This is a genomic window from Aequorivita sp. CIP111184 (genome assembly GCF_900489465.1).
In the GTDB taxonomy this organism is placed as follows: Bacteria; Bacteroidota; Bacteroidia; order Flavobacteriales; family Flavobacteriaceae; genus Aequorivita.
This window is the reverse complement of the sequence record NZ_UEFQ01000013.1, coordinates 14,498-38,203: the sequence shown is the minus strand read 5'-3', so window position 1 is coordinate 38,203 and position 23,706 is coordinate 14,498. Positions and strand designations below refer to the sequence as shown.

The following is a 23,706-nucleotide window of genomic DNA, read 5'->3' as shown; positions in this document are numbered from 1 at the left end:
GATTATCGGTAGTCTTCATACTGTTCTTCAATTCTTAACTTCTCATCTCTATTGATTTCGAGGATTTCAAATTCCTCCTCGTAATCGTTCTTATCAATAATATAAGCAATAGCCAACAAAGTTGCTGTTACGTCTCTTTCTATTTCTTCAATTTTGGTTTCGAAATAATAGGTAACTTTATCTTCATTATCGTAATGAGAAAAATCTTCGTCATCTATAACTAACTCAACTTTGAATGTTACATCTGCCTCAATTTCAATTTCAATGGATTCTTTATCAATCGATACAATTTGGAATGATTTGTTTTTGACAATGACTTCCGATATTTCAATGTCGTGAATATCATTCCAAACAACCATATGATACAAACTGTCATCATCTAACTTATACCGATACCACTCTTCAATCTCATCATCAATTTTCTTTGAGTTTTGCGCAAATAGTTTATTAAGAACTGAAATCCTATGTTCTTCTGTTAGATAATATTTTAGCTTCTCATCAAGATAATTTTCGTAGTCTTTAGTTATTTCGAAATGTTCACTCTCGAAGTTTAAAAAATCTTTATCGGATGAAAATACGGTACATTTTATTTTCTTCTCAATACACCATTTTTCAATCAAGTCCAATGTAAATGCATCTGGAAATTCATTTTTCTTATCTCCACCATTAAAAGGAAATTCATTTTTAAAATATTTCTCAAAAACGGTTTCTATGTTTAATTCACGATAATCAATTACAAGGATTTTTGATTTTAGAAGAATAGCATCAAATTCATCATTAAATTCCTTTTCAATGTCTTTATTAACGATACGCTCAAAAATTTTCTTTCCTGCTGAATTGTTTCTTAAAACACGGGACTCAAATTGATTTTTAAACTCATTTAAGTCTTGGACTGCTTTTCCTGAAAATTTCTTAAATCGGCTTTTAACTTCTCCAATCGTTATTTTGGTCATAACAATCTTAATCTTCTCCTCTTCAGAAAGTTTGAGAAGTTGCAGAATTCTTTTTCCTTCAAGAAAATTCTCTTTAATAAAAATATTTGTATCGAGGACTATGTATTCCATTTTGTACTTGTGCTATTGTTTGGATGAATTCTTACATTTTTAAATAGTAACTATTTAATACGCCCAAATTTTCGAGATAGAATCATAAATTATTTTACTTCGTTCTTTTATCTGTTCTTCATTCCAATCCGATTTATTTTGAAAATATTGGTTTATTATTAAGGTTGATTGACTTCCTATCTCCTTTTGTTTGATTAAAAACGCTGAATTACTCACGCTTGGATTAAGTGAAGTTGTCAATATTGTAAGATTGCCAATAGTGTGTAACATTTTGTTCCTCCCCTCTATTTGATGGTATTTCCCTTCTTTATCTTCTTCGGTCATTACTGCGTGGACAGATAAACTGAAGTCTTCTTCTGAAATACTTTTGCCGTCTAAAGGCCAATGCTCAAACCATTTTTGAGGTAATACGTGTTCAATAGTCAATCCTGTATTTAGGAAGTTGATTTTTTCTTGTTTACTACCTCTATTGAATTTCTCAACTTCAAGTAAGATATTTGATATGCTTTTTGTGCGATTCTTTTCCTCTCTGTAAAGTGGTCTTTCAAGCAATCTTTCTAATAATATGTTGTCAGAGGGCCATAGATTGGTGTCTGCTGTTTTTGATTGTAAATGATTTTTGAAAGAATCGGAATCTTTATTTTCGTTTAAGAATTTGAGGTATTCAAGAAATACATTGTTATAATTTTTTGTAGTCAATCCACAAAGAAATCTTCTTGTTAAATACGAATCAAGAATGATATAGATTTCATTTTTATTTTTTTGGGAAATTTCATCATCTCCTTCTACATACAGTAATAATGGATATATGGTTGAAATATCCATATCCGATAGACGTCTGGCTAACTTCTCAAAATTACTGTCGCCACTTGGGTTTGTTAGTTTTTTGAAAATTTGACTATATCTTTTTAATTCTTTCAGTTCATCCTCTATTTTAGGAAAAGTAGCTTTGTTTAAAATAAACAGTTTATAATAATAGAAAACTTGGTCGTATCTAATTTCAGTTTGAAGTTTTAGGGTCAAATAATCAATCACAAAAAACTGTAAATGACTTTCTGAATATCTTCCTCGACTTGTTTTGTCGTGCCATTTATAATCTGCATTTGGGTCGTCAAATTCATCCCAATATTTGTCATAAATTTCATCAAGTGATTCTTCGTTACTATTTGCCCGCATAAAGATGAAGTTTCTAATAAGGTCCGTCTCACTCAATGAAGCACCTCTACCATTCATCGTTTCAAAAATCATTTGAGGGTCGTCATTTTGTGTAAGCCCAATCTCCACAAACTGAAAATCCCTTTTGATGACTAAAAGCAGATTAGTAATCAATTCGTTTATTTCAATTTCTGAATTTTCTATGTAGTCATTTAATTGGTCATAAAAGAAAATATACGCACCTAAAATTTTGTGTCTTGCTTTTGCTATGTTTCTATAACTTTTTGGACCTACACCATATTCTTCAAGAACAGGCAGAATATGCAATTCCTCAACTTTTTCGTATGTGTTTCCTACAATTGATTTGAAAATCTCTTTGTTAAATTTAGTTGGCTCCAACTTAAATTTTTGATTTTCATAATCTTTGTCGCCAAAAGATTTGTCATTAAAAAGATATTTATCAAGTTCTTTGATTAAGCTTTCTTCTTCTAAATGTTTTCTGCAAACTTCTCGAAAAGCGGTTATAAATAGTTGAAATGTTGTTAATCTTTGTTGACCATCAATGACGTTGTAAGTTGAAAGTGTACTTGTTGTTGTACTTTCGTGAAACAAAACTATCGAACCAGTATAATGTGGATGAATTTTTTGTCCGTTATGCCTTTCATTAAATTTGTTGATGAAATCTTCCCAGAGAGGCATCCATTGGTCTTGTTCGTTCCAAACATAATGTCTTTGAAAAACTGGAATTTTAAATCGGATTTGTTTGTTTAGTAATTCTTCTAATAATGGCTTGCCTAAATTCATTTTAGTTTAGTTAGTGTTTTATAATTGGTATACTATATTTTTATTAAATGTAATATTCGGCAGTTCATATGAAACGTAGTGCGCTTAAAAAGCATTTTACTTTGGGTAAGCACAAGCCGAATTTTAAGATGATAATTTGTCAAATTGCAAAAATTTGTCATTTCGCTTTGTCTCACTCACTTGGAAACGAAAATGCCATTATTTCAATTAACACTTCCCGAGTATCATCTTCTTTATGCTTAAATTTAAATGAGAAACTTGTCTCATTTCGGTCCGCAACGTGTTCAAGAAAATATGGGCTTTTGGCAGCTTCTTCTTTAATTTTTTTAAGAATATCTCCAAATTTTGTATTTCTCACAAAAAATATAATTGTCGATTTGGTATCTCTCCAAGTTAAATATCCAAAAAGCTGTTCGACAGTTTTATGAAATTGTTCCGCTCCGTGCCATACTTTACATTCTGCTACAAAAAGGTTACTACCATCTATGGATTTTAATATAATGTCGGTTTTACCTTCTTTATTAAATGATTCTCCAGAAGCTACTGCACCTTCATATCGTGATTCCAAGAATGCCAATGCATAATCTCTTAAATCTTCTTCTCCTTTTCCGTCATAGATAGATGGCTTTTGTTCGGCACTTCTGTAGCAATTATGAATTGTTTTCAAAACGTCAATATAAACGTCATCAGGAAATTTCGGTGTTGGAATTGCTCTTTTTTTTATAACAGTTTCGGCTTTGCTAAATAGAGCTTTTAAATTATCTAAATATTCAGGCGAATGGGTTTCCAACTCCTCAATCATACTATCAAAAAAGTCTAATTTTTCATCTTCACTCATACCTTTTATAATATCCCAGAAGAAGTCTTTTCTACTCGTACTTTGTCCTTTTGCTCTTCTTTCTTCAATAAATGCGTTATAACTCGGAATAGAATCATCTGCCTCTCTTGCGACATTCAAAAAATCCGAACCGCTCATATAAACTTCCCCATTAATTATTTTCCATAGTCTGTTAAAGGCTCTAACCCAATTTATATCCATATCGTTTCGTGTTTCAGTTTCTAATAGTTTAATTATTGATTCATTGTTAAGCACAAAATTAAGTCCTTTTTCACTTATGAAATATTCGCATTGACCTTCAAGCGTAGAATTATCACGACCTCTAATAAATTCCACCAAACCGTGCTTTTCAAGTGTATGTTCGATTAATTTGAACTTTTGTTTGTTTTGGTCACTCGGTATTTGACCCAATTCCAAAACAGAAGCTAATGTGCTTGGAAAACTCGCTTCAGATAATCCTTTTAGGAATAAATCAATGTATCTTGCTTTTTCTGCAATAGTCATTTTCAAAATAATGGGAACTCATTATATAAGCTATAAATGTAAAGTTATCCGACTAAATATTATAGATATACAAGAATGATTTAAATAGTAAATACATTTATTCACTAAAAATCGACCTCGCCTCCTTATAAATCCTCTCAAAAGTAAGTTCCAAATCGACCATAGAAAACTGTTTTGAATTTTCGGGAAGTTCCCTTTCAATCTTGGATAATTTAAACTGCACCTTCTTATCCTTCCCATCAGCATACGTGATAAACTCGCCTTGTTTTAATCTAAAAAACACATCTGCCCTAATTTTTGGAATTTCCTTTTCTCCAGTTGTAATTCGTGTATCAAAATCTAAGTTATGCCCACGACTAATACTTTTGGTAGGATCCTTAATAATCTCAAAAAAGCGTTCATAATATTTTGCGGTGTCCGGGTCATTTACCTTTCCGAAAAACTGGTAAGAAAGATTGCTTAAAATTGCCTTGCTTGCCTTATCCCCATACATCATATCGTTCTGAATTTTGTCCTGCATCACATAAATAGTAGAAATATTATAGCTCCGTAAAGTTGCAGGAATCCGATGCATATTTAATAAACGAATAGTTGGCGCTTCTTCCATTAATAGAAATGAAGGTTCGCTATTGCGGACGCTCATTTGCTTTGTAATCGTATGAATTATTGTTGCAATAACAGGCGAATACGAAGTTTCAAATTTCGGATTATTGACAATCGAAATCACACAAGGATTTTCTGGACTATTTATATTAAGTGGCACTTCGTCTGCGGACAATGCCATAAATATCCGCTGTGTGCTAATTCGTTTCAACGCATTTGCCAAGGTGCTTTTTACACCTGCCGTCTGTCTTTCAGATTCCTTTCCACTTATAAACGCATCTGCCATTGCTCGTGAAGTGGTGTTTGTTTCCAAAAACTGGATAAGGCTATCTGTATCGAGGTGTTGGTAAATCGCTATTAAATGTGGTAGTGTACAATATTTAGGGTAGTCTGTTTTCAGTTTCCAAATCAATCCACCAATTAATCCTTCCGCAGCATCGTTAAAGAATTTGGTCGTTCCCGTTGTTCCGCTTTCTCTTTGCTCTAAAAGGTTTTCAATTAAAACCCGTGACACCTCGTTTACGCTTTCCTCGTTCTCTAAATAACGTGGCGCAATAGGATTTACCTTGTGGATGATTTTATCGAAGGAAATGACCTTAAACGGAATATCGCTATCCTTAAAAAGAGGATACGCCATTTCGGTCAATTCAAAATCTTTGTAATCGTGGATAATTCCGCAAAAACCTTCTTTTTGGAAATGTTTCAGAAATCCGTACACAACACTCTCGGTCTTTCCGCTTCCGGCAGAACCAATGATTGATGCTCCTCGTTTGATGTTGTCCAGTTTAAAGCGGCCTTTTGTAGTGGCAAAATTGACCTGATATTTGGTATTTTTATATTTAGGAGTTTCCGATTTATGCAAGAAAACATACATTCCTATATTAATTAATATCAGAGGACAAACAAAATAAAGTGCTATTTGCACCAATGGTAATTGTGCATCCAAATTATACACAAAAGCGCCAATCAATAGAAAATTGACGACAAATGCATATCTGCTAACCCGAAATATTCCATAGAAAATACTACTGGCCAAACCAATAATAAAAAGTACCGTTAAGAGATTATCCATTTGCATAGTTTTAAATTAGATTCCGATGGAACTCGATTTGATGGCCACTTCTGCCCCACGTCGTAGCTTATTAAAAATTTTCATTGCCAATTGTGCCTGTGTAATGGGAATACTCGGCATCATCGGGATGCCACTTTTCCCCATTATTTTGAACGCCAATGCTTTTTCGTTGGTGGGCAGTTTCATTAGTGAAGCAAAATAGATTTTAGGATTTTTGATAAACTCTTTTCTTGCCTTATAGGTTTCTGCGAAGTTCCTTTGATAGTCAAAAGTCTTGTCAAAAGTCTTTTCTGCTTTCGTAAAAAATCCATCTCTATCAAATCCCCGTTTTACCGTTTTACCATTTAATTCAACGTCCGAAGCTTTGTACTTACTTCCTGGGGACAAACTGAATTTATTAGATGCATCCTTACGGCTCACAATAATATGGATATGACTTTGGTTTCCTGCTTTTGGCATTCCTTGTACAATTCGCTTTCCGTTCTGTTGATGTGGTGCTTCTCTTTCTAGTTTTCCAATTTCTTTTTCCAATTTTTTCACATTCCCTTCTGTTCGTCCATCTTGAACATTTCGGATTTCAGTTTTAAGCTGAAGTATTTTTGTGGCATACGGATGGTTCTCCTTTATCAGAAAGTCCGTTCCTTTGAAGGTTCGTTGGTGTTCAATTTTTGCATAATATTTTATGTCGTCTATGTTTATTGGTCGTCCATTGATTTCACGATTGAACGAAGCCACATAATCCTTCATAATCTCACGGGTGTATTTTTGCAAATCCTCACTATGGTTCTGCAACCGTTTCAGTTCGTATTTTGAAGGGCTTACGGTAATAGAATAAAAACGTGGTTCGTGCTTTTCAAGTTTTGCAGTATTACCATCTATTTCCCTGACCACTTCTTCTGCTGAAATCTCGTCGCCGTATTGGTTAAAGAAATGTTCCATATCCTGCTGTTCCAGTCCTTGATTTTCCTTCTCCAGATAGCCAACAAAATCAGCCGAACTTTTAGAATAATTGCCACCCATTTTTTGAGCTGTGATTGTGATATACATCGCTTATAATTTAAAGTTCATTTTTAAGATTTTGCTTTTCTCTAAAGCGAACTTCCTTTTTTTCTTCGGCATATTTCTTTTCTACTATTAAAGGTTTCTTTGTTGGTGTTTCGGTCTGAAAAAGTGATTCCATCATTGCAACTGTGGGCTTGGTTTGGGTCTTTTCAACATCCCGCATAATGGCAATTACCGCATTGATACGTTTTTTTATATTGGCTTCGATTGTGCGTCCTGTCGGACCTAATTTTTCCTTGGGCGATATTTCGTTATAGAAGAAAAAATCAAGAATTGCTTCCATTGTTTCCGTATGTGTCTTGAAGTGCATTTTAGAAAATTCCTGAAAACGTTTGGCGGTTTTCCTTTTGAACCTGATAGTGATGAATGAATCCATTTTCTTTCGCTTTTTTGTGTGTTTGACGTAAATCCATCCCGGTTTACAGGCTGTTTGGGGGCATTTGACGCAAATCGAAGAAATTTATATAATCCATTAATTTTCAAGTATTTGAAATTCAATGATTTATACGCGAAAAGGAATATGTAACGTGGCTCTGCCCGTTACCCTCTTGCTATTCCTTTTCGTCACGCCAAAGCGTGACAAAAATTTCATACAATCTGGCTAAAAAGCCAATTGCTCTTTTAGGAATTCGGAAATTCCTATATGTAAAATATAGATGGATACAGCTATCAGCGAAAGTCAAAAATGGGATAGCTATATAAATTATGTGTGCTGAATTTCAGCGAAATAAAGATACGTTTTTTTCTTGATATGAGATTAACTAAATATAAAAACACCTCTAAATTTTAGAGGTGCTTGGCTATTGATTTTTGAAAATTATATGTTGAATACGTATGTATAGGAATATAAATTTCGTAATGCTTCTTCCTCTATCATAGTTTCAAAACAGGTATAATTTTCTCTTACGTATTTGCGAATATCTTCGCCAAATTTTCGTTCCACATCCTTTTTGGAATCTTCCAAAAGACGGTTTTGAGCCTCTTCGCTCAAGTCTGTAAAATTGAGATATACCATAGCTTTAGATTTTAGTATTCGCTTGGTAACATCAGCGTATCATTTACAAAAAATAACCGCAATTCATCGAGTGGAAAATCGGTTGCACGATAGCCGTGCTTTTCCAAAATATTGTCGTTGCCATCGCTGTAAATTATCTCTGCTTCATAGCCTGTAAAATCCTGTTTATCTTCGGGCAATCTTTTGAAGTCTATGGTTATAAATTCGCTTCGGTTCATTAGACTTTTTGCAATTACGGAAGTGTCCGTAATGAGCCAAAAACAATCTGCCGCATTAGCAAGATATTTTAGTCCATCCGTAAAACGTGTTCTTAATAATGGGATTTGATAGAACATTTCCGTTCCGTGAAAATGTTGCAATCCTTCTTTGATTTCGTTAACTTGTGCTGTCATTGTTATCTATTTTTATTAGTGGATAATTAAAAAGAGGGCGCAATTTTCGACGAGAACGCCCTCTTTAATTTTTAAGAATTACTTGTCATTTTTACTGCCAAGCAAAAGGATTTCATTCGCTTCGATTTCGGTAACATATCTTTTGATACCGTCTTTGTCCTCGTAGCTTCGAGATTTCAATTTCCCTGTCACACCTACCTCTTTGCCTTTACCTACATATTTTTCAATGATTTCGGCAGTCTTGCCCCAAGCAACAACCGTATGCCAATTGGTTTCTGTTTGTTTTTCGCCTTTGGCATCCTTGTAATACTCGTTAGTTGCGATTGAAAAGCGTGCTACTTTTTTACCGCTTTCAAGGTTTGTAATGGTTGGTTCTTGTCCAACGTTTCCGATTAACTGTACGTGATTTTTTAAAGTACTCATAATAAAAGATTTAAAGATTAATTAAAATGCTATCTGAACCATTCAGACAGTTTATTGTTATATTTTTTTGACGTGATTTACTTATTATATCTTGAGCGTTTTCCTTTTTTGTTTTTTTTGGTGCCGATTCCTTTTTTATGTTTTTGTAAGATTTCATAAGTTTCATTTTAGATTTACTTCCCATAGCGCCCTCGCTGTTACCTTTTTTTGTTGCTGATACATTTTCAAGATTTTGAATTGATAAGGACTTATAAAAAGTGAAGCGCAGCGAGAACGGTTTATGCAGTCTGTTCAAGTTCAAAATGTTGGTATTTTGCTGGCGAAAAAAGGGTATAACAGCGAGGGTGCGGATGTATGTCTAAAGGCTTATGTGAAGTATAAAAACATAGGAAGTGGTGCCAAATGATTATATGGAATTCCGATTTGGCGGACTCCGTTCACGATTTCGGATTGGGAATGAAGCGTCCCGTTCCAGCAAAGCGGACCGGGTTAGCGAAATGGAAAGTAGAAATTGGGAATAGTGTCCAAGACTTTTGTAGGGAAGCTCTTTTTCCGAAATGTAGTTTTTATGAAATGCAGGGGAATGTGCTGAACGGGTAATGAAAATAGATTACTCTAATGCAGTAGGGTTTAAAGCGGACTGAACTTCAAAGATGGAGATTGGGAATGAAGTGTTTCCAGATTTTTTTCAGGATTAACGTAATGGAAATCGGAATCTTTGGAGTTTTGTCCAAGACCTTTACAGGGAAGCTCTTTTCTCGGAATGAAGCTTTTCGCGAAATGTAGGGGAAAGTGCTGAACGGGTTATGAAAACTGATTATTCTTGTTTAGCAGGATTTAAAGCGGACGTAACTTCAATGATGGAAAATGTGAATGGAGTTTGCCCGCTTCCAGACTTTTATCGGGAATGAGCGGGCAAGTGAAATTAATATCGGAATCATTGGAGTTGTGTCCAAGATCTTCGAAGAGAAGCTCTTTTCTCGGAATGGAGTTTTTCGCGGAATGCAGGGGAAAGTGCTGAACGGGTATTAAGAACGGTACTTGATTATTAGCAGGATTTTTCAGAAATTTACTACAACTATTTATTATAGAGTAAGTAAAGCTTCAAAAGACAATTCTTGACAACTATTAAATCAGTTTATCCCATTTCACCTTAGCCAATTATATTCTGCATTACTTACGCCAGAATGGAACGAAGCGTGCTTTTTTCAGCATAACGGATCAAGTAAGTAGAAGGGAAGACGGAAAGTTTTTCATTAATTTCATCGTCTAAAGGTATAAAAATTCAATTCTCTAAATTTTCATAAGAACATAAATGATAATCTGTGATGGCCGATAGTTCAGGATGTGAAACTACTTAGCTCACTAAAACCATTGCCAAGATTGTTGCTCAACTATCAACTTTTCCAGTAGAGGTCTCTCCTTCTTGAGTTCTGGATTCTTATTTAAAGAAACATCCCATAAATGAAACTATTCTATCCAGTCAACCAATGTTTTGCCACTTCTTTTATCGCATCAAGAACCATCATCGGGTCTAACCTAAAAATTGTTATTATAACCACTGCAATAATCAGTAGTTTCCACCAACTTAGAAGAGTCAGTTGGATTTGGTTATTATTTGTGTTTTTCTTTTTCTTGCCCATAATCAGCCATTTTTTTAAATTATTATATTGTGTTATTCTATTCAACAATGTCACTAAGGTCATCGGGTTTCATTCGCTGTAGCGTTGTCTTTTATTGTATATATGGCAAAGCCAAAAAAGTTTGGTTTATTTTCAAAATAAAAAAGAGACAATGGTTTACGGACCTTTCCCACGAAGTTAAAACAGTGGTTTCAGTTAAGTTGTGACAGTAGTTTTCTGAAGGTTGTTTTGACAATCAACTACCTGATGTACAATATTTAATAGTGTAAATCTACGTAAGATTTCTTCCCTGTCAAAAGATGTGAAAGTAGCTTTGATAAAGGTTTTCTTGATAAATTTTCCAAAATGAAGTACATATTTATGGGAATCAAAGCCTGGGTTAGTATAGTGGAAAGCAGAAATTAGGAACGAGGTCCAAGACCTTTGTAATGAATCTCTTTTCTCGCAATGAAGCTTTTCGCAAAATGTAGGGGAAAGTGCTAAACGAGTTGTGAGAACCGAAATTAATTATCAGCAGGATTTAAAGCGGACTTCGTTCACAATTTCGGATTTGAATGAAGTGCGCTTCCTAGCAGCGAGGGAAGGGCAAACGGAGTGAAATGTAGAAATTGGGGACAATGTCCAAGATTTTTGCAGGGAAGCTCTTTTCCCAAAATGTAGCTTTTCGCGAAGTGTAGAGGAATGTGCTGAATGGGTTATGAAAACTGATTATTCTTGTTTAGCAGGATTTAAAGCGGACGTAACTTCAAAGATGGAAATGTGAATGGAGTTTGGCCGCTTCCCGACTTTTATCGGGAATGAGCGGGCAGTGAAATGGAAATTGGAATCTTTGGAGTTGTGTCCAAGATTTTTGAAGAGAAGCTCTTTCTCAGAATGGAGCTTTTCGCGGAATGTAGTGGAATGGGCTTCATATTTTAAAAAATAAATTATTCATTCTAACTCACTTTTTAACTAATTAAAGAAGGGTAGCCTATCACTTGATAAATTTTTAGGATCTTTGTTGATTAAATGATAATAGAATAAAACTGTCGATGAATATATTTAAGAAAAAACTAGAAGATACATCCCCAAAGGAATTAAATTTTGAACCCATAGAGTTATTCCAAAATTTGTTCCATAAGGAAGGATATGCATATTTAAGAGGAATACAAGAAGAGGTATTGAACTCTTGGCATAGTATAAGAGATCAAAGAGATGTTTTGTGTAAAATGAATACAGGGTCTGGAAAAACGCTTGTAAGCTTATTGATGTTGCACTCAAAAATGATTGAAGGAGTTGGTCCAAGTTTGTATTTATGTCCAGACAAACAACTATTAGAACAGGCAAAGTTGCAAGCGGATTTATATGGAATACCCGTTTGTGAAATTGAATATCAAGGGCAAAGAAGTGTTTTTCCTGATGACTTTTTAAATTCAAAAGCTATTCTGCTATGCACATTTCAAAAGCTCTTCAATTCCCGCTCTATTTTTGATAGGGATAATATCGATGTCGGCTCTATTGTTCTAGATGATGCTCACGTCTGTCTTGATAAAGCTAGGCAGGCCACTACTTTAAACATTCCATTTGGTCACGAACTTGCCGAAAGATTACTAAAATTATTTAATGATGAATTAAAGTATCAAGCCCCAGGAACCTACCATAGGTTGACTGATGGCGATCCATATGCTAAGATACTTAAAGTACCTTACTGGGCTTGGCTCACGCGTTTAGATGAACTTGTGCATCTTATAGGCGAATTCAGTGACGACGGTGAGCTGATGTTCAAATGGGGCTTGATAGCTGACGACTTAAAATCTTATGATTGCTATGTAGGACCAAGAGGTATTGAAATCGCACCGTCCTATGTGCCATTTCATAATGTACGCGTCTTTAACGAAGCAAAACATAGGTATATACTTTCAGCTACATTTGAAGACCAGATTGATTTGATAAAAGATTTAGGTATAAATATCGATAGCATCAAAAATGCATTGATTCCCAAGGATCGTAAGGATGTTGGTCAAAGATTGATTCTTGCCCCACAAAGATTCGATTCAAGGATAACTGATGAGCTGATAATGGCTTTGGCTAAAGAATATGCAGATTCTGGCATAAATGTAATGGTTTTAACACCTTCTATAAATAGAGCTGAAAAGTGGGAAGATATTGGCGCAGAAATTATTGAAAAAGATAACATTAATAAGGATATAGCCAGTTTAAAATCCAAGAAAGGATCGTTGAATGTTCTGGTGAATCGTTATGATGGGGTAGATTTGAATGGCGATATGTGCAGGGTTTTGATATTGGACGGCTACCCGTCATTTAGTTCGTATGAACAGTTATATGCAGAGTTACGTCTAGAATCCGTAAAATCTTCCCTAAAGGCTCAAATTATTGAGCAGGGTCTAGGCCGAGCTGTAAGGTCTGGCAGTGATTATTGCGCTGTGTTTCTAATGGGGAAGGATTTATTACAATTTTTAGGAAACAGATCGAATCTTCAGTATTTTACACCAGTAACCCGGAAACAACTCAAACTGGGTCTATCACTATTAGATGATGAATCAAACGATAATGCCCTAAAAACAATTAGAGATACTGCTAAATTATGTCTTGTGCAAGATATGAGCTGGCGCGAATACCATTCTGGAATACTGTCGCAAGTGGAGACTGACAAAACCGATGAACGGGTTATTAAGAATTTGGAGATTGCAGATATCGAGTCAAAGGCTATCGATCTTTTCAGAAGACGGAATTACGAAGGGGCTTCAAAAATAATCTTGGATGAGATTGTTGATACAATTGATTTAACCCAAAAGCAGAAAGGTTGGTATTTTGAAAAAGCCGCCAATTATCTCTATCTAGATAATATCCCGAAATCTAACGATTTACAAATAAAAGCAGCAAAGACGGCCTCACATATGTTACAGTCAAAGAACGGCCATAATTATACTAAAATAATGGCAAGTGTAGAGCAGGCGACACAAGTCCTCAATTTCATAAAACGATATGAGACATCCCAAGATTTTAAATTGTATCTAGAAAGTCTATTGGATGATCTTCAGTTCAGTCCTGACATACCACATACAAAATTTGAAAACGCCTTGGCAGAAGTTGGAAGACTCATTGGTTTTTATACTCAAGAACCAGAGGCAGAATTTGGTAACGGTCCTGATGTCCTTTGGGTGATGACTGGAAATCATTATTTAGTTTTAGAAGCCAAATCTAGAGCTATACACGGTGAAATCACTAGAGATAACATTAATCAGTTATTGGGCTCAGGCGAATGGTTTAAGAAACTATATGGTGAAGCAGCAAGTTTTAATTTAGTAACAATTCAACCACCAAATGTAAAAGGCTGGAATGTTAATACTAGCGCGAATACTAGAGTTATTAACGAAGAATCCTTAATTTCGTTAAAAATTACTTTAAGAAGATTTGTTGATGGGATCAACAGTTCCGGATTTACGGCATCAAGTACTAAAGAAATAGCCAACTTGTTAGGCTTACATAATCTGACAACAAACGGTTTTTTGAAAACTTTTCTAAAGCCTGTTGTTTCAAAAAAGGGGTAAAACCTCTTTAAGACATAGATGGTCGAGTGGTCTAAGGCACCTGAATGAAGATCAGGCGTATGGGAGACTGTACCGAGAGTTCGAATCTCTCTCTATCCGCAGATACGCAAGTGTTTTAGCCCGCAATTTAAAATTGCGGGCTTGTTGGTTATTGCAATTAGCATAATTGTTAGTGAAAAAGAATGTTCTTCAAAAAATAAATTGTCACTAAAAATCTATTTTGAGTTACTGGAAGAAACTTTATTGATTTTATGCCATCGCATAAACTTCGTCGAATAGCTTTTTATCCAATCGTTCTTGATGGCCAACACTTCTTCAATGTATTGTTCAACAACGAATTGAAAGCGTTTTACCCTAACCAGAGATTTGGTTCTTCATTGAGCAACGAAGCCTTATAGTCTAAAATATCTATGACTTTACGAGACTTTTTTGAGGGGTCGCTCTTCTTGTCGCTACACTCGTATCTAAACAGTTTCCTTGTGTCAAGAATGGCTTTTACGAATTCTTGTGTATCGATGATTTTAAATTCCTTCATCCTAACGAATTTCTTGGTAATGGTGTAGGATTCATTGTCGAGAACCTTATCAAACATTTTGTTTAGCCTCGGCATAATTAGGTGTGTATTAATCGAACTGTCTTGATGGAAAACTCTATTTCCGCTTACGAAACGTGCGAGCCATTGGAACATACTTTTCGATAAAACTCAAAATAGACAGAGGTCTTTTCACTGCCATCATAAGAATTTTTAAACCGAAATATAGACAGTATCAAGTTTTTATGTCTCTTGATAGTATACTGGCTTTTGTTGTCGATGATAAAGTCACTAAAAACGACTTATCATTTTTATTGATAGTACGCTTGTGATAATTCAATTGTGCTTCTGTTAACATTTTTTAAGCCTTCTTAAAGAAGAATTGATTCGGAATATGGCCTTAGGTGTTTCAGACCACTTTCACGATTTTTGCTATTTAAGATTATGGCATTTTCAAGCCCTCGTCGGGACTCCATCTGTGTCAGACTTTTTAAGGATTTCATTTCTGACGGAACGAAGATTTCATCCTGCTGTAAATACATAAATTTTGAATTTAGATTAAACAATATTTGAGCAGGAATCAAACAGAAGATAAAATCTTGGCTCAAAAGCAAAAGGAATAAATAAGCAGGGGCAAGGAAGTTGGCTTTATGCCGTAGTCCTTTGATGGAAGTATTTTACGAGTTTAAATTGCTTCCATATTGTATGATTATATACTCTTCTTCATTATATTTTTTGTTTTCAAGCTATGGTGAGTTGATAAATCTTGCATTTTGAAATTTTTGCAATCCAACAAAGCTACATTTTGAAGTGAAAAAGTATTTAATTTTTATTGCTATTAAATGTATTTAATTGAAAAGAATTACTACTTTTGCGTCAGACGAAACAAATTGAACTATAACTCACGAGATTTAGTTCACAAATCGTCAACATAGATAAAGATATTTGGCAGAAGTGCCACAGCGACAGGACTGGCATAGCAAGGTTACAGTCTCGTCCAGACCGCAACTAAAATGTTGTGTTGTCCTCTAAGCTTTAGCGAAAGAGGATGTGGTTTAGAAATAGACCGATGAGAAGCTTATCCATATGGATGGGCTTTTTTTGTTTTAGAGAGAAGAAACTAATTTAGCTTTTCACTATCTTCACCTTCCAAATAAAAAAAATGATTTCAAAAACAATAATGAACCGACGCTCGGTATTTCCTGCGCAATACAACAACCAGCCAATCACGAAGGAAGAAATTTCAACTATTTTAGAATCTGCCAATTGGGCTCCAACCCATAAACGCACAGAACCTTGGCGTTTTAAAGTTTTTCATGGAACTTCTCAAATCGCTCTTGGAAAATTTATAGCTGAGACCTACAAACAAACTACAACGAACTTTTCAGAATTCACATATAGCAAATTTATGGACAATCCAGTAAAAGCGGGTTGTGTGATAGCCATTTGTATGCAACGTGATCCCAAGGAAAGCCTTCCGGAATGGGAAGAAATTGCAGCAACAGCTATGGCAGTTCAAAACATGTGGCTAACGGCCCACGAAATGAATATTGGTGCTTATTGGGCTTCTCCAGGTGTTATAAAATATATGGACAAACTCATTCAGATGGAACAAGGAGAGCAATGCCTCGGTTTCTTCTATATGGGAAAATTTGATGATGAACTTCCAGAAGGAACACGCAAAAGCACTATTGAAGAAAAAACAACTTGGATATAATTTCTTACTTTTAAATTTCTAAAACCTTATAGTGATAAAAAACTATAAGGTTTTTTTTAAAATTTATAACTATAAAATTAGTTTAAACTAATTTTATAGTTATATTTGAATATATAATACAATAAAGATGAAACAACTAACAAAAGCAGAAGAAGATATTATGCAAATTCTTTGGAATTTGGAGGAGGCTAATGTTGCTTCAATAATAGAGAAATTGCCAGAACCAAAACCTGCGTATAACACAGTTTCAACGATTGTGAGGATTCTGGAAAGTAAAGATTTTGTTGATTATAGAAAAGAAGGTAGGGGCCACGTCTATTTCCCAAAAGTGAAGAAGACTGAATACAGCAATCAATCCTTGAATAAATTGATGGATGGCTATTTTCAGGGTTCTTTTAAAAGTATGGTGTCCTTTTTTATGAAGAAAAATGATATCAGTATCCAAGAAATGGAAAGTATTATGAATGAGATTAATTCTGAAAAACCTGAATAATGATACATTCCATCATACAAATACTCATTTTTCAGATACTGTTTTTGGCAGTATATGACCTCTTTCTGAAAAAGGAAACATTTTTCGGATTAAACAGAATCTTTTTGCTGCTAACCCCAATTTTGGGCTGCGTATTGCCTTTTGTTAGTATTGGCTTTATTCAACAGAACATTCCCCAGGAATATATAGTAGAATTGCCAGCGGTAATAATTGGCGGCAACACTTCAGACACAATTACAAGTGGCACATCGCTGTGGCTTCCTAGCTTTTTTAATTTTTGGTTGATGGGAATCTCTGTCAGCGCATTATTTTTCTTTTGGAAATTATATAAAATCGTAAAACTTAGATTCACTGGGATAAAACAAAATTTTCAAGATTTTAAATTAGTAATACTTCCTAAAACAGATACTGCATTTTCATTTTTCAACACTATTTTTTTGGGAGAACGTATTTCCGAAGAAAATAAAGCCAGCATTATTGCGCACGAAAAAATACACATTCAGCAAAGCCATTCAATAGATCTGTTATTTTTTGAAATACTCCGCATTTTCTTTTGGTTCAACCCCATGGTTTATTTATTTCAATATCGTATGGCCACTCTTCATGAGTACATTGCAGATGCTAAGATTGCTGCAGAAAAAGATAAAAAACAATACTATCAAAATTTGCTTTCAGAAGTATTCCAAACACAAAAAATCTCATTCATCAATACATTTTTCAATCAATCATTAATCAAAAAACGAATCAGTATGTTACAAAAATCAAAATCTAGAAAAACCGCACAACTAAAGTATTTACTATTAGTGCCTACAATCTGTGGGATGTTAATTTACACCTCTTGCAGTAACGACCCAAAACCTGAGGAAACACAAACTGAGTTGCAGTCAGATTCCGAAGTTATGACCAAAATAAACGAATTAGCAGAGGCTATTATGAAAAAAGGCACAATGACACCCGAGGAGGAAAAAGCCTTAAAATTACTAACCACCGAAGCACAGCCGGGCGATAAAGTTTATACTTCAGTTCAGGAATATTTGGATGAAAATAAAGCAGATGATGAAGCGGACATTCCTTTTGCAGTTATAGAAAAGGTCCCAGCATATCCAGGCTGCTCAGGTGATAACGAAGCTATGAAGCTTTGTATGTCTCAGAAAATAGCCAATTTTGTGAATGCTAATTTCAATATTAAACTTGGTGATGAGTTGAATCTTTCGGGTATTCAAAGAATTGCTGTAAAGTTTAAAATTGACAAGGATGGAAATATTGTGGATGTTCGGGCTCGCGCTCCCAAACCAGAACTCGAAGCCGAAGCAATACGTGTTGTTCAAAAACTCCCACAAATGCAGCCAGGCGAACAAAAAGGCAAGAAAGTAGGTGTGCTATATTCTTTGCCTATCATTTTTGAATTGAAATAACACTCCCCTCCTTCAATAAGAAAACCGAAAATTTTTTCGGTTTTTTTATTGAATAATAACTTATATTTTCAAGACATTAACTTTCAGTAAATTTGTACTTTTCAAAGTAGAATATATTCTGAAATGATAAAGCGTTTTCATTTAGTTTTTCTTTTGTTACTGGCAACTTCTTGCCAGTTTTTTGAGACCGAAAAAGTTTCCTCTGAAAAAATTTTTAAAGAAGAAATGCAAACCATAGACTGGAAAGACGTGGACCGTTATCCATCCTTTTTAAACTGCAAAAATACTTTAGAAAAACCTGAGCAGAAAGAATGCTTCATTAATACTATAAGTTCACATTTGTACCAATCCATCAGCCACGAAGAAATGATTGCCGTTCACGATGTTTATGACACGATAAAAGTGGATTTTGAAGTGGGTAGCAGTGGTAAACTCACGATTCTAGAAATAAAAATGGACACAGTACTGCAAAAAGAATATCCAAATTTAGAAAAATGGATTCTGCAAAGTATCGATTCTTTACAACCTATAGCTCCAGCATATAAACGAGGTATTCCCGTTAAAACGCAATTTACCTTGCCTGTAATTATTCAAACAAATTGATTACAGATTGAATTTATAACCTAGTGTAAAATCTACTGGAAATTCATCATTGCTTTCAACACTCAAACCTACAATATCATTATAGTTAAAGGTTATATAACCGTTGCCAACTTTATAGTCTGCACCTATTCCAAAGGTAACGGGGGCGCTAAAATCACTACCCGAGCTATTTTCTGTAATCACTGTGGGGGGATTACTTTCTAGTACATAAGTAATTTCTCTTTTAGAAAATGTAAGGGCAGCAAATTTGCAATTCACAAAGGCATCAAACTTGGGCGTTTTTATAAATTTAAAACGATAATTCAACGAAAGTTGTGATGCGGTATATTTGTAATCGCTACTCTCAAAAGTTTGTTTAAACCGAAGCACAACAGAATGTCTTTTCAATTTTATAGCATCCATTATTTCAAAATCTATTCCTGCAACTGGTTGAAGTGCATTTGTTGGGTTTTCAGAGTAAATACTATTGCTTATACCCGCAAAGGCTCCGAGGCGAAATTGTAAATCGATGGATTTTTTTTCTTCGTTAAAATTTGGGTCTTTCTTTTTATTGTATTGCACAAAAAAATCGTGAAGGCTAGGTAATATCAATTTTACATTTTCAGTTGAAATGACTACATCGCTGGTTTGCTGCTTTAGCGTTTCTTTGTATTCTTCCTTATAATCACCGCCTTGTTTTGTGTTCTTAAGTTCAACAATGTCATTGTCTTTCTTTGAAAAATAACGGTATTCACCATTAAGCGTATTCCAAAGTAGTGTCAAAGGCCCTTCTATTTCTGTATTCAATGTGTAGGTTTGGCCATCAACGGTATATTGTTGCTGGGCTTGTAAAGTTTCAGCGGAAAGTAGCAAAAACAAAATAAAAATTGAAAGGAGCGATTTCATAAGGGCATATTTTAAAGTATGGCTAAGTTAAAAAATTAAATCAATGTATCACTGTTTTTGGAAGGTTCGGCCTTTCCACGTATAGTTTCCGCGCAAGCTTCCCAAGGTTACAGCCAAAATAATTACAGCATATGCAAAAGGCTGCAATAGAAATTTCCAAAAAGAGTTTTTTTTATCAAATAAGAAAGCAGTTTGATGTACGAAAATATAATCTACACCGATTTTAAAACTTATTAGAAAAATATAAAAGCCAATATTTTTATAATTGAAAATCATAAAAAAAGGAAGTGCTAAAATTGAAATATTCACTAAAAGAACAAGGATTCCCAGAGACAAAGAAGTTATATTTTTTTGTTTTGAAGTTTTTGAAGCCCAACGTATTCGCTGGTTTATAACGTTTTTCCAGTTTTGTTGTGGTTTTGTGGAAACAATTGCTTCCTTCGATTTTAAAAATTTAACTTGTTTCGGAAATGCTTTTTTCATTTTTTCCAACAGAAAGATATCATCTCCACTGGCAATATGGTCGTTGCCCAAAAATCCGTTAACTTTTAAAAACGCCACTTTGCTATAAGCTAAATTTGCGCCATTACTGAGTAATGGATTTCTAAGTCCGAAACTCCCGATAGTTACAGTTTGCAAACTAAACCCGTCCAATTGTTGGAAATTCTCAAGAAAACTGCTATTAGATTTATAAAATACGGGACCGCAAATCATTACAGGATTCTTTTTTTGAATAAAAGCATCCAACGTTTTCAACCAATATTTTGGAAGCTCACAATCTGCATCTGTGGTTACGATCCATTCAAAATTTGAATTTTTAATCGCTTCGGAAATAGCATCTTTTTTTGGCGAATTGGAAATGCGTTTGTTTTGAAGAAGTTTTATAGAAAACCTACTTTTCTCAATTGCATTTAAAATCATTTCTTCGGAAATATCTTCCGAGACGTCATTCACGAAAATGACTTCCCACAGTTCTGAAGGATAATTCAACGCTTCAATTGTTTTCAAAAGACTCGAAAGGTTTTCCGCTTCATTTCTAAAAGGAATTACAATGCTAAATCGTGTTACTGGTTTTATCTCTTTCGAAGTGCCCGTCATGTCGGGGGAAGAAAAAAAGCGAACACTTTTGAAACCCATTACAAGTAAAAGCATGCAATAAAAGTACGCGCCAAAAAGAATAAAAAAGCCTAAAATCATTTGGCAATGGGTTGGTAAGTGAGCACAAAAAAACTTCCCAAAAGGGAGGGCAGAACAAAATTTAAAAACCACATGGCCAACACAGTTGATAAAACACTTAACTCCGGAATTCCAACAAGGGAAAATAGCCATACCGCCACACCACCGCGAATTACCACATCAAAAATAAAAAGTGTGGGCAGTAATGAAACCAACAGATACATTGCAAAAATCAAAGGGATAGCTTCAGTAAATGAAATTTTTGCTCCAAAATAAAGCAACATTCCATAAAACATGCCACTGAAAATTACATAACGAAATGTTGAATATAGTATCGTTTTAAACTTTATCTGAAATGGAATACTGCGAAAAAATCCTATTGTTTTCGCCATTGAAAAACCTTTCACTAAAAGTTCTTTTTCCTTAAAATAATATGCAATACCTAAAAGCAAAATAACTCCAATCCCGAAGTAACAGAGCGTTGTAACAGAATATGAAATATTAAAATTCTGAAATAAATAAAGCAATCCGAAAATGCCAAAAAAGCTGGTTACGAGCATTTGTGCTCCGCTTGAAAAGAAGTTGAGAAGCAATATCTTTTTCCGCTTTTTGCTTTCAAAAAAAAGTGCCTTTGCACCGTATTCTCCAATTCGGCTTGGTGTTGCCAAAGAAACTGTGAGCGATGCCAAACATTGTTTTAGCGCGGTTTTAAAATTTATTTTTTCAAAAGAAGAAACTAGTATTTTCCATTTCAAAATTTCAAAAAACCAGTTTGCCGTGGCTAAAATTAAAAATAGCAAAATCAAGTATCCCGAAACATTTCCTTTGGAAAAAATAATAGCGGTAAACTCTCCAAAGTCTAAGGAAGGATTATCTTTTAGTTTATAAAATATATATCCAAAAGTTACAGCCAGCACCAAAACTTTCGCAGTGGCAAGCAGATATTGTTTAGCTTTGTGGGATACGGCAATCATCGTGCTAAAATACTAATTCCTGCGAAAGCATGAATCTCATTCTTATGGAAACCAAATCTGAAAAAATTATTTTAGGAATCGACCCTGGAACTACTATTATGGGTTTCGGCCTAATAAAGGTTGTGGGTAAACAGATGCAATTTGTGCAACTGAACGAACTACAGCTAAAAAAATATGACGATCATTACCTTAAATTAAAGCTCATTTTTGAACGTACCATAGAACTTATAGATACTCATAGTCCAGACGAAATTGCTATTGAAGCTCCTTTCTTCGGAAAAAATGTGCAGTCAATGCTAAAACTTGGCAGGGCGCAGGGTGTGGCAATGGCGGCGGGCCTTTCGCGAGAAATTCCTATCACAGAATATTCTCCTAAAAAAATAAAAATGGCTATCACTGGCAATGGTAATGCGAGCAAGGAACAGGTTGCTAAAATGCTTCAAAGTCTTTTGAACTTAAAGGAACTTCCTAAAAATCTTGACAGTACCGATGGATTGGCAGCTGCTGTTTGTCATTTTTACAACTCAGGAAAGATTGAAACTGGAAAAAGCTACACGGGTTGGGCAGCTTTTGTAAAACAGAATGAAGGTAGGGTTAAGTAAAAATTAGTTTCTATTTACCCAATCATCTACAATATGTGAGATTTCTTTGTTGTCCTGCAAATGGATTATTTCTACATCCACTTTACGTTTTAGATCACTCCCGATAGGGAAGACAAAACCGTAATATTGCGGTTCAATTTTTTTCTTGCTTAATACAAAATCCTCCTTTTCTTTTGTTCCAAAGATATATTCTAGAGGTATTTCATCATAGATCAATGCATCCACTTTTTTATCCAAAAGCATTTTATATCCTTCCGAAACGGTTTTTACCGCTATAGGTATGCCATCCACATTGCGAACTCGATCCATAATTTTTCTATAATCTGGCACGGCCACTTTTTTGCCTTCCAATTGCTGCATGCTGGTTATGGTTTTATCTTCACGAGTGGTTTTGGCAAAAGTCGTGGCAATTCCAGCTACAAAAGAAGTTGCAAGGATCAGTGAGATTATCATCCACGAGCCCATCACAAATCTTCCGGCAGTGGTTCGTGGAGCATAATCTCCATAACCTACAGTTGTCATAGTTACAATGGCAAGCCAAATACCAGACCCGATGCCTTGGTGCATATGTTTGCCATATTCATCCTTAAATTTTCGTCCTTCAACCAGCCAAAATAGTAGACCAACTATGGTGAGTATTAAAAGTAGTCCCACAACTGCATAAAGAAAAGTTGTTGAAAAAATAGGACTAATTTTATCCCAAAATGTAAGTTCCTGTATGGGTGCTAAGATGGCCATTTCAGTGTCATAGTAAGGCTGTGAAAATGATATTTCTGCAGCACGTTCTGCGTTTATGGTCGTTGGACCAATTAGAATATCAATTGTATGATTTTTAGCCGCAGCAATACCATCTTCCACTGAAGAAAATTCTTGCAATGTATATTTCATGCCAAGGTCAAAAGCAACTTCCTCCCAAATGTCAAAAACAATTCCTTCTTCCTTTTCGTTGTGGAGTACAAACGGTGCCGAGCCCGCATAGCCTACCCGTATTTTTTGGGTATCGGTCTGTCCAAATGAAAGAGCGGAGCACAAAAGAAAAATTAAGGATAGATAACGAAGCATGATTTTTTGTTTTTGAATGATTTGCGGTTCGGCTTTTTAAGGGAAGAACTCCAATTCTGGTAAAAATAATAACTAATTTTGAGGAGTCATGAAGTTTTGGACTTTTAAAGTGGACATTCCC

At 34.8% G+C, this 23,706-nt stretch carries 20 protein-coding genes, 1 tRNA gene and 1 pseudogene; 7 read left to right on the top strand and 15 right to left on the bottom strand.

Going from position 1 to position 23,706, the window contains the following annotated elements; all coding sequences use genetic code 11:
- Window positions 1-2: 2 nt before the first annotated feature.
- From AEQU1_RS00300 to AEQU1_RS00255, 10 genes are all read right to left on the bottom strand, one after another.
- Window positions 3-1,064, bottom strand: a complete 1,062-nt coding sequence (locus AEQU1_RS00300; RefSeq protein ID WP_111877864.1) for a PIN domain-containing protein — start codon at window positions 1,062-1,064, stop codon at window positions 3-5.
- A gap of 54 nt (window positions 1,065-1,118) precedes the next feature.
- Window positions 1,119-3,023, bottom strand: coding sequence for a DUF262 domain-containing protein (locus AEQU1_RS00295; protein ID WP_111877863.1), 1,905 nt, complete (start codon window positions 3,021-3,023; stop codon window positions 1,119-1,121).
- A gap of 172 nt (window positions 3,024-3,195) precedes the next feature.
- Window positions 3,196-4,365: a hypothetical protein gene (locus AEQU1_RS00290; RefSeq protein WP_111877861.1), complete on the bottom strand. Its 1,170-nt coding sequence runs from the start codon at window positions 4,363-4,365 to the stop codon at window positions 3,196-3,198.
- 97 nt (window positions 4,366-4,462) lie between these two features.
- The gene (locus AEQU1_RS00285) at window positions 4,463-6,046 is read right to left on the bottom strand and encodes a type IV secretory system conjugative DNA transfer family protein (protein WP_111877860.1); all 1,584 of its coding nucleotides are present in this window, start codon (window positions 6,044-6,046) and stop codon (window positions 4,463-4,465) included.
- Window positions 6,047-6,055: 9 nt separating this feature from the next.
- Window positions 6,056-7,087, bottom strand: a complete 1,032-nt coding sequence (gene mobB / locus AEQU1_RS00280; protein WP_111877858.1) for a MobB family relaxase — start codon at window positions 7,085-7,087, stop codon at window positions 6,056-6,058.
- A 10-nt stretch (window positions 7,088-7,097) separates the two neighbouring features.
- Window positions 7,098-7,478, bottom strand: a complete 381-nt coding sequence (locus tag AEQU1_RS00275) for a BfmA/BtgA family mobilization protein (RefSeq protein WP_181566677.1) — start codon at window positions 7,476-7,478, stop codon at window positions 7,098-7,100.
- A 441-nt stretch (window positions 7,479-7,919) separates the two neighbouring features.
- A complete protein-coding gene (locus AEQU1_RS00270; protein WP_111877855.1) occupies window positions 7,920-8,117 on the bottom strand; it encodes a hypothetical protein in 198 nt (65 codons plus the stop codon).
- An 11-nt stretch (window positions 8,118-8,128) separates the two neighbouring features.
- Window positions 8,129-8,509: a DUF6876 family protein gene (locus tag AEQU1_RS00265; protein WP_111877853.1), complete on the bottom strand. Its 381-nt coding sequence runs from the start codon at window positions 8,507-8,509 to the stop codon at window positions 8,129-8,131.
- A 78-nt stretch (window positions 8,510-8,587) separates the two neighbouring features.
- Complete coding sequence (locus AEQU1_RS00260; protein ID WP_111877851.1) at window positions 8,588-8,932, bottom strand: single-stranded DNA-binding protein; 345 nt, start codon at window positions 8,930-8,932, stop codon at window positions 8,588-8,590.
- Window positions 8,933-10,407: 1,475 nt separating this feature from the next.
- A complete protein-coding gene (locus AEQU1_RS00255) occupies window positions 10,408-10,575 on the bottom strand; it encodes a hypothetical protein (protein ID WP_181566676.1) in 168 nt (55 codons plus the stop codon).
- A gap of 1,031 nt (window positions 10,576-11,606) precedes the next feature.
- Here AEQU1_RS00255 and AEQU1_RS00250 point away from each other — a divergent pair.
- Both AEQU1_RS00250 and AEQU1_RS00245 read left to right on the top strand, forming a co-directional pair.
- Complete coding sequence (locus AEQU1_RS00250; RefSeq protein WP_111877847.1) at window positions 11,607-14,126, top strand: DEAD/DEAH box helicase; 2,520 nt, start codon at window positions 11,607-11,609, stop codon at window positions 14,124-14,126.
- Between the two features lie 14 nt (window positions 14,127-14,140).
- Window positions 14,141-14,225: transfer RNA gene (locus tag AEQU1_RS00245), tRNA-Phe, on the top strand.
- A gap of 150 nt (window positions 14,226-14,375) precedes the next feature.
- Here AEQU1_RS00245 and AEQU1_RS16405 read toward each other — a convergent pair.
- Window positions 14,376-15,200: pseudogene (locus AEQU1_RS16405) on the bottom strand (hypothetical protein).
- A 620-nt stretch (window positions 15,201-15,820) separates the two neighbouring features.
- Here AEQU1_RS16405 and AEQU1_RS00240 point away from each other — a divergent pair.
- The 4 genes from AEQU1_RS00240 to AEQU1_RS00225 all read left to right on the top strand — a co-directional run bounded on the left by AEQU1_RS00240 (window position 15,821) and on the right by AEQU1_RS00225 (window position 18,886).
- Entirely contained in the window at window positions 15,821-16,375 is a 555-nt protein-coding gene (locus tag AEQU1_RS00240) for a nitroreductase (protein WP_111877845.1), read from the top strand.
- Between the two features lie 127 nt (window positions 16,376-16,502).
- A complete protein-coding gene (locus tag AEQU1_RS00235) occupies window positions 16,503-16,868 on the top strand; it encodes a BlaI/MecI/CopY family transcriptional regulator (protein WP_111877843.1) in 366 nt (121 codons plus the stop codon).
- A complete protein-coding gene (locus AEQU1_RS00230) occupies window positions 16,868-18,283 on the top strand; it encodes a M56 family metallopeptidase (protein WP_111877842.1) in 1,416 nt (471 codons plus the stop codon). Before AEQU1_RS00235 ends, AEQU1_RS00230 begins: the two co-directional genes overlap by 1 nt.
- A gap of 123 nt (window positions 18,284-18,406) precedes the next feature.
- Window positions 18,407-18,886 carry a hypothetical protein gene (locus AEQU1_RS00225; protein ID WP_111877840.1) on the top strand — a complete coding sequence of 160 codons (480 nt, stop codon included), beginning with the start codon at window positions 18,407-18,409 and terminating at the stop codon, window positions 18,884-18,886.
- On the opposite strand, the gene AEQU1_RS00220 is transcribed toward AEQU1_RS00225, so the two are convergent.
- From AEQU1_RS00220 to AEQU1_RS00210, 3 genes are read right to left on the bottom strand one after another with little or no spacing between them, the layout of a single operon-like run.
- Entirely contained in the window at window positions 18,887-19,771 is an 885-nt protein-coding gene (locus AEQU1_RS00220; RefSeq protein WP_111877838.1) for a hypothetical protein, read from the bottom strand.
- A 48-nt stretch (window positions 19,772-19,819) separates the two neighbouring features.
- Complete coding sequence (locus AEQU1_RS00215; protein WP_181566675.1) at window positions 19,820-20,923, bottom strand: glycosyltransferase; 1,104 nt, start codon at window positions 20,921-20,923, stop codon at window positions 19,820-19,822.
- Between the two features lie 41 nt (window positions 20,924-20,964).
- Complete coding sequence (locus AEQU1_RS00210) at window positions 20,965-21,921, bottom strand: lysylphosphatidylglycerol synthase domain-containing protein (protein ID WP_111877835.1); 957 nt, start codon at window positions 21,919-21,921, stop codon at window positions 20,965-20,967.
- A gap of 29 nt (window positions 21,922-21,950) precedes the next feature.
- Here AEQU1_RS00210 and ruvC point away from each other — a divergent pair, with 29 nt between their 5' ends.
- A complete protein-coding gene (gene ruvC, locus AEQU1_RS00205; protein ID WP_258455055.1) occupies window positions 21,951-22,523 on the top strand; it encodes a crossover junction endodeoxyribonuclease RuvC in 573 nt (190 codons plus the stop codon).
- Window positions 22,524-22,526: 3 nt separating this feature from the next.
- On the opposite strand, the gene AEQU1_RS00200 is transcribed toward ruvC, so the two are convergent.
- On the bottom strand, window positions 22,527-23,585 hold the full coding sequence (locus AEQU1_RS00200) for a transporter substrate-binding domain-containing protein (protein ID WP_111877834.1): 1,059 nt from the start codon (window positions 23,583-23,585) through the stop codon (window positions 22,527-22,529).
- Between the last annotated feature and the right edge of the window lie 121 nt (window positions 23,586-23,706).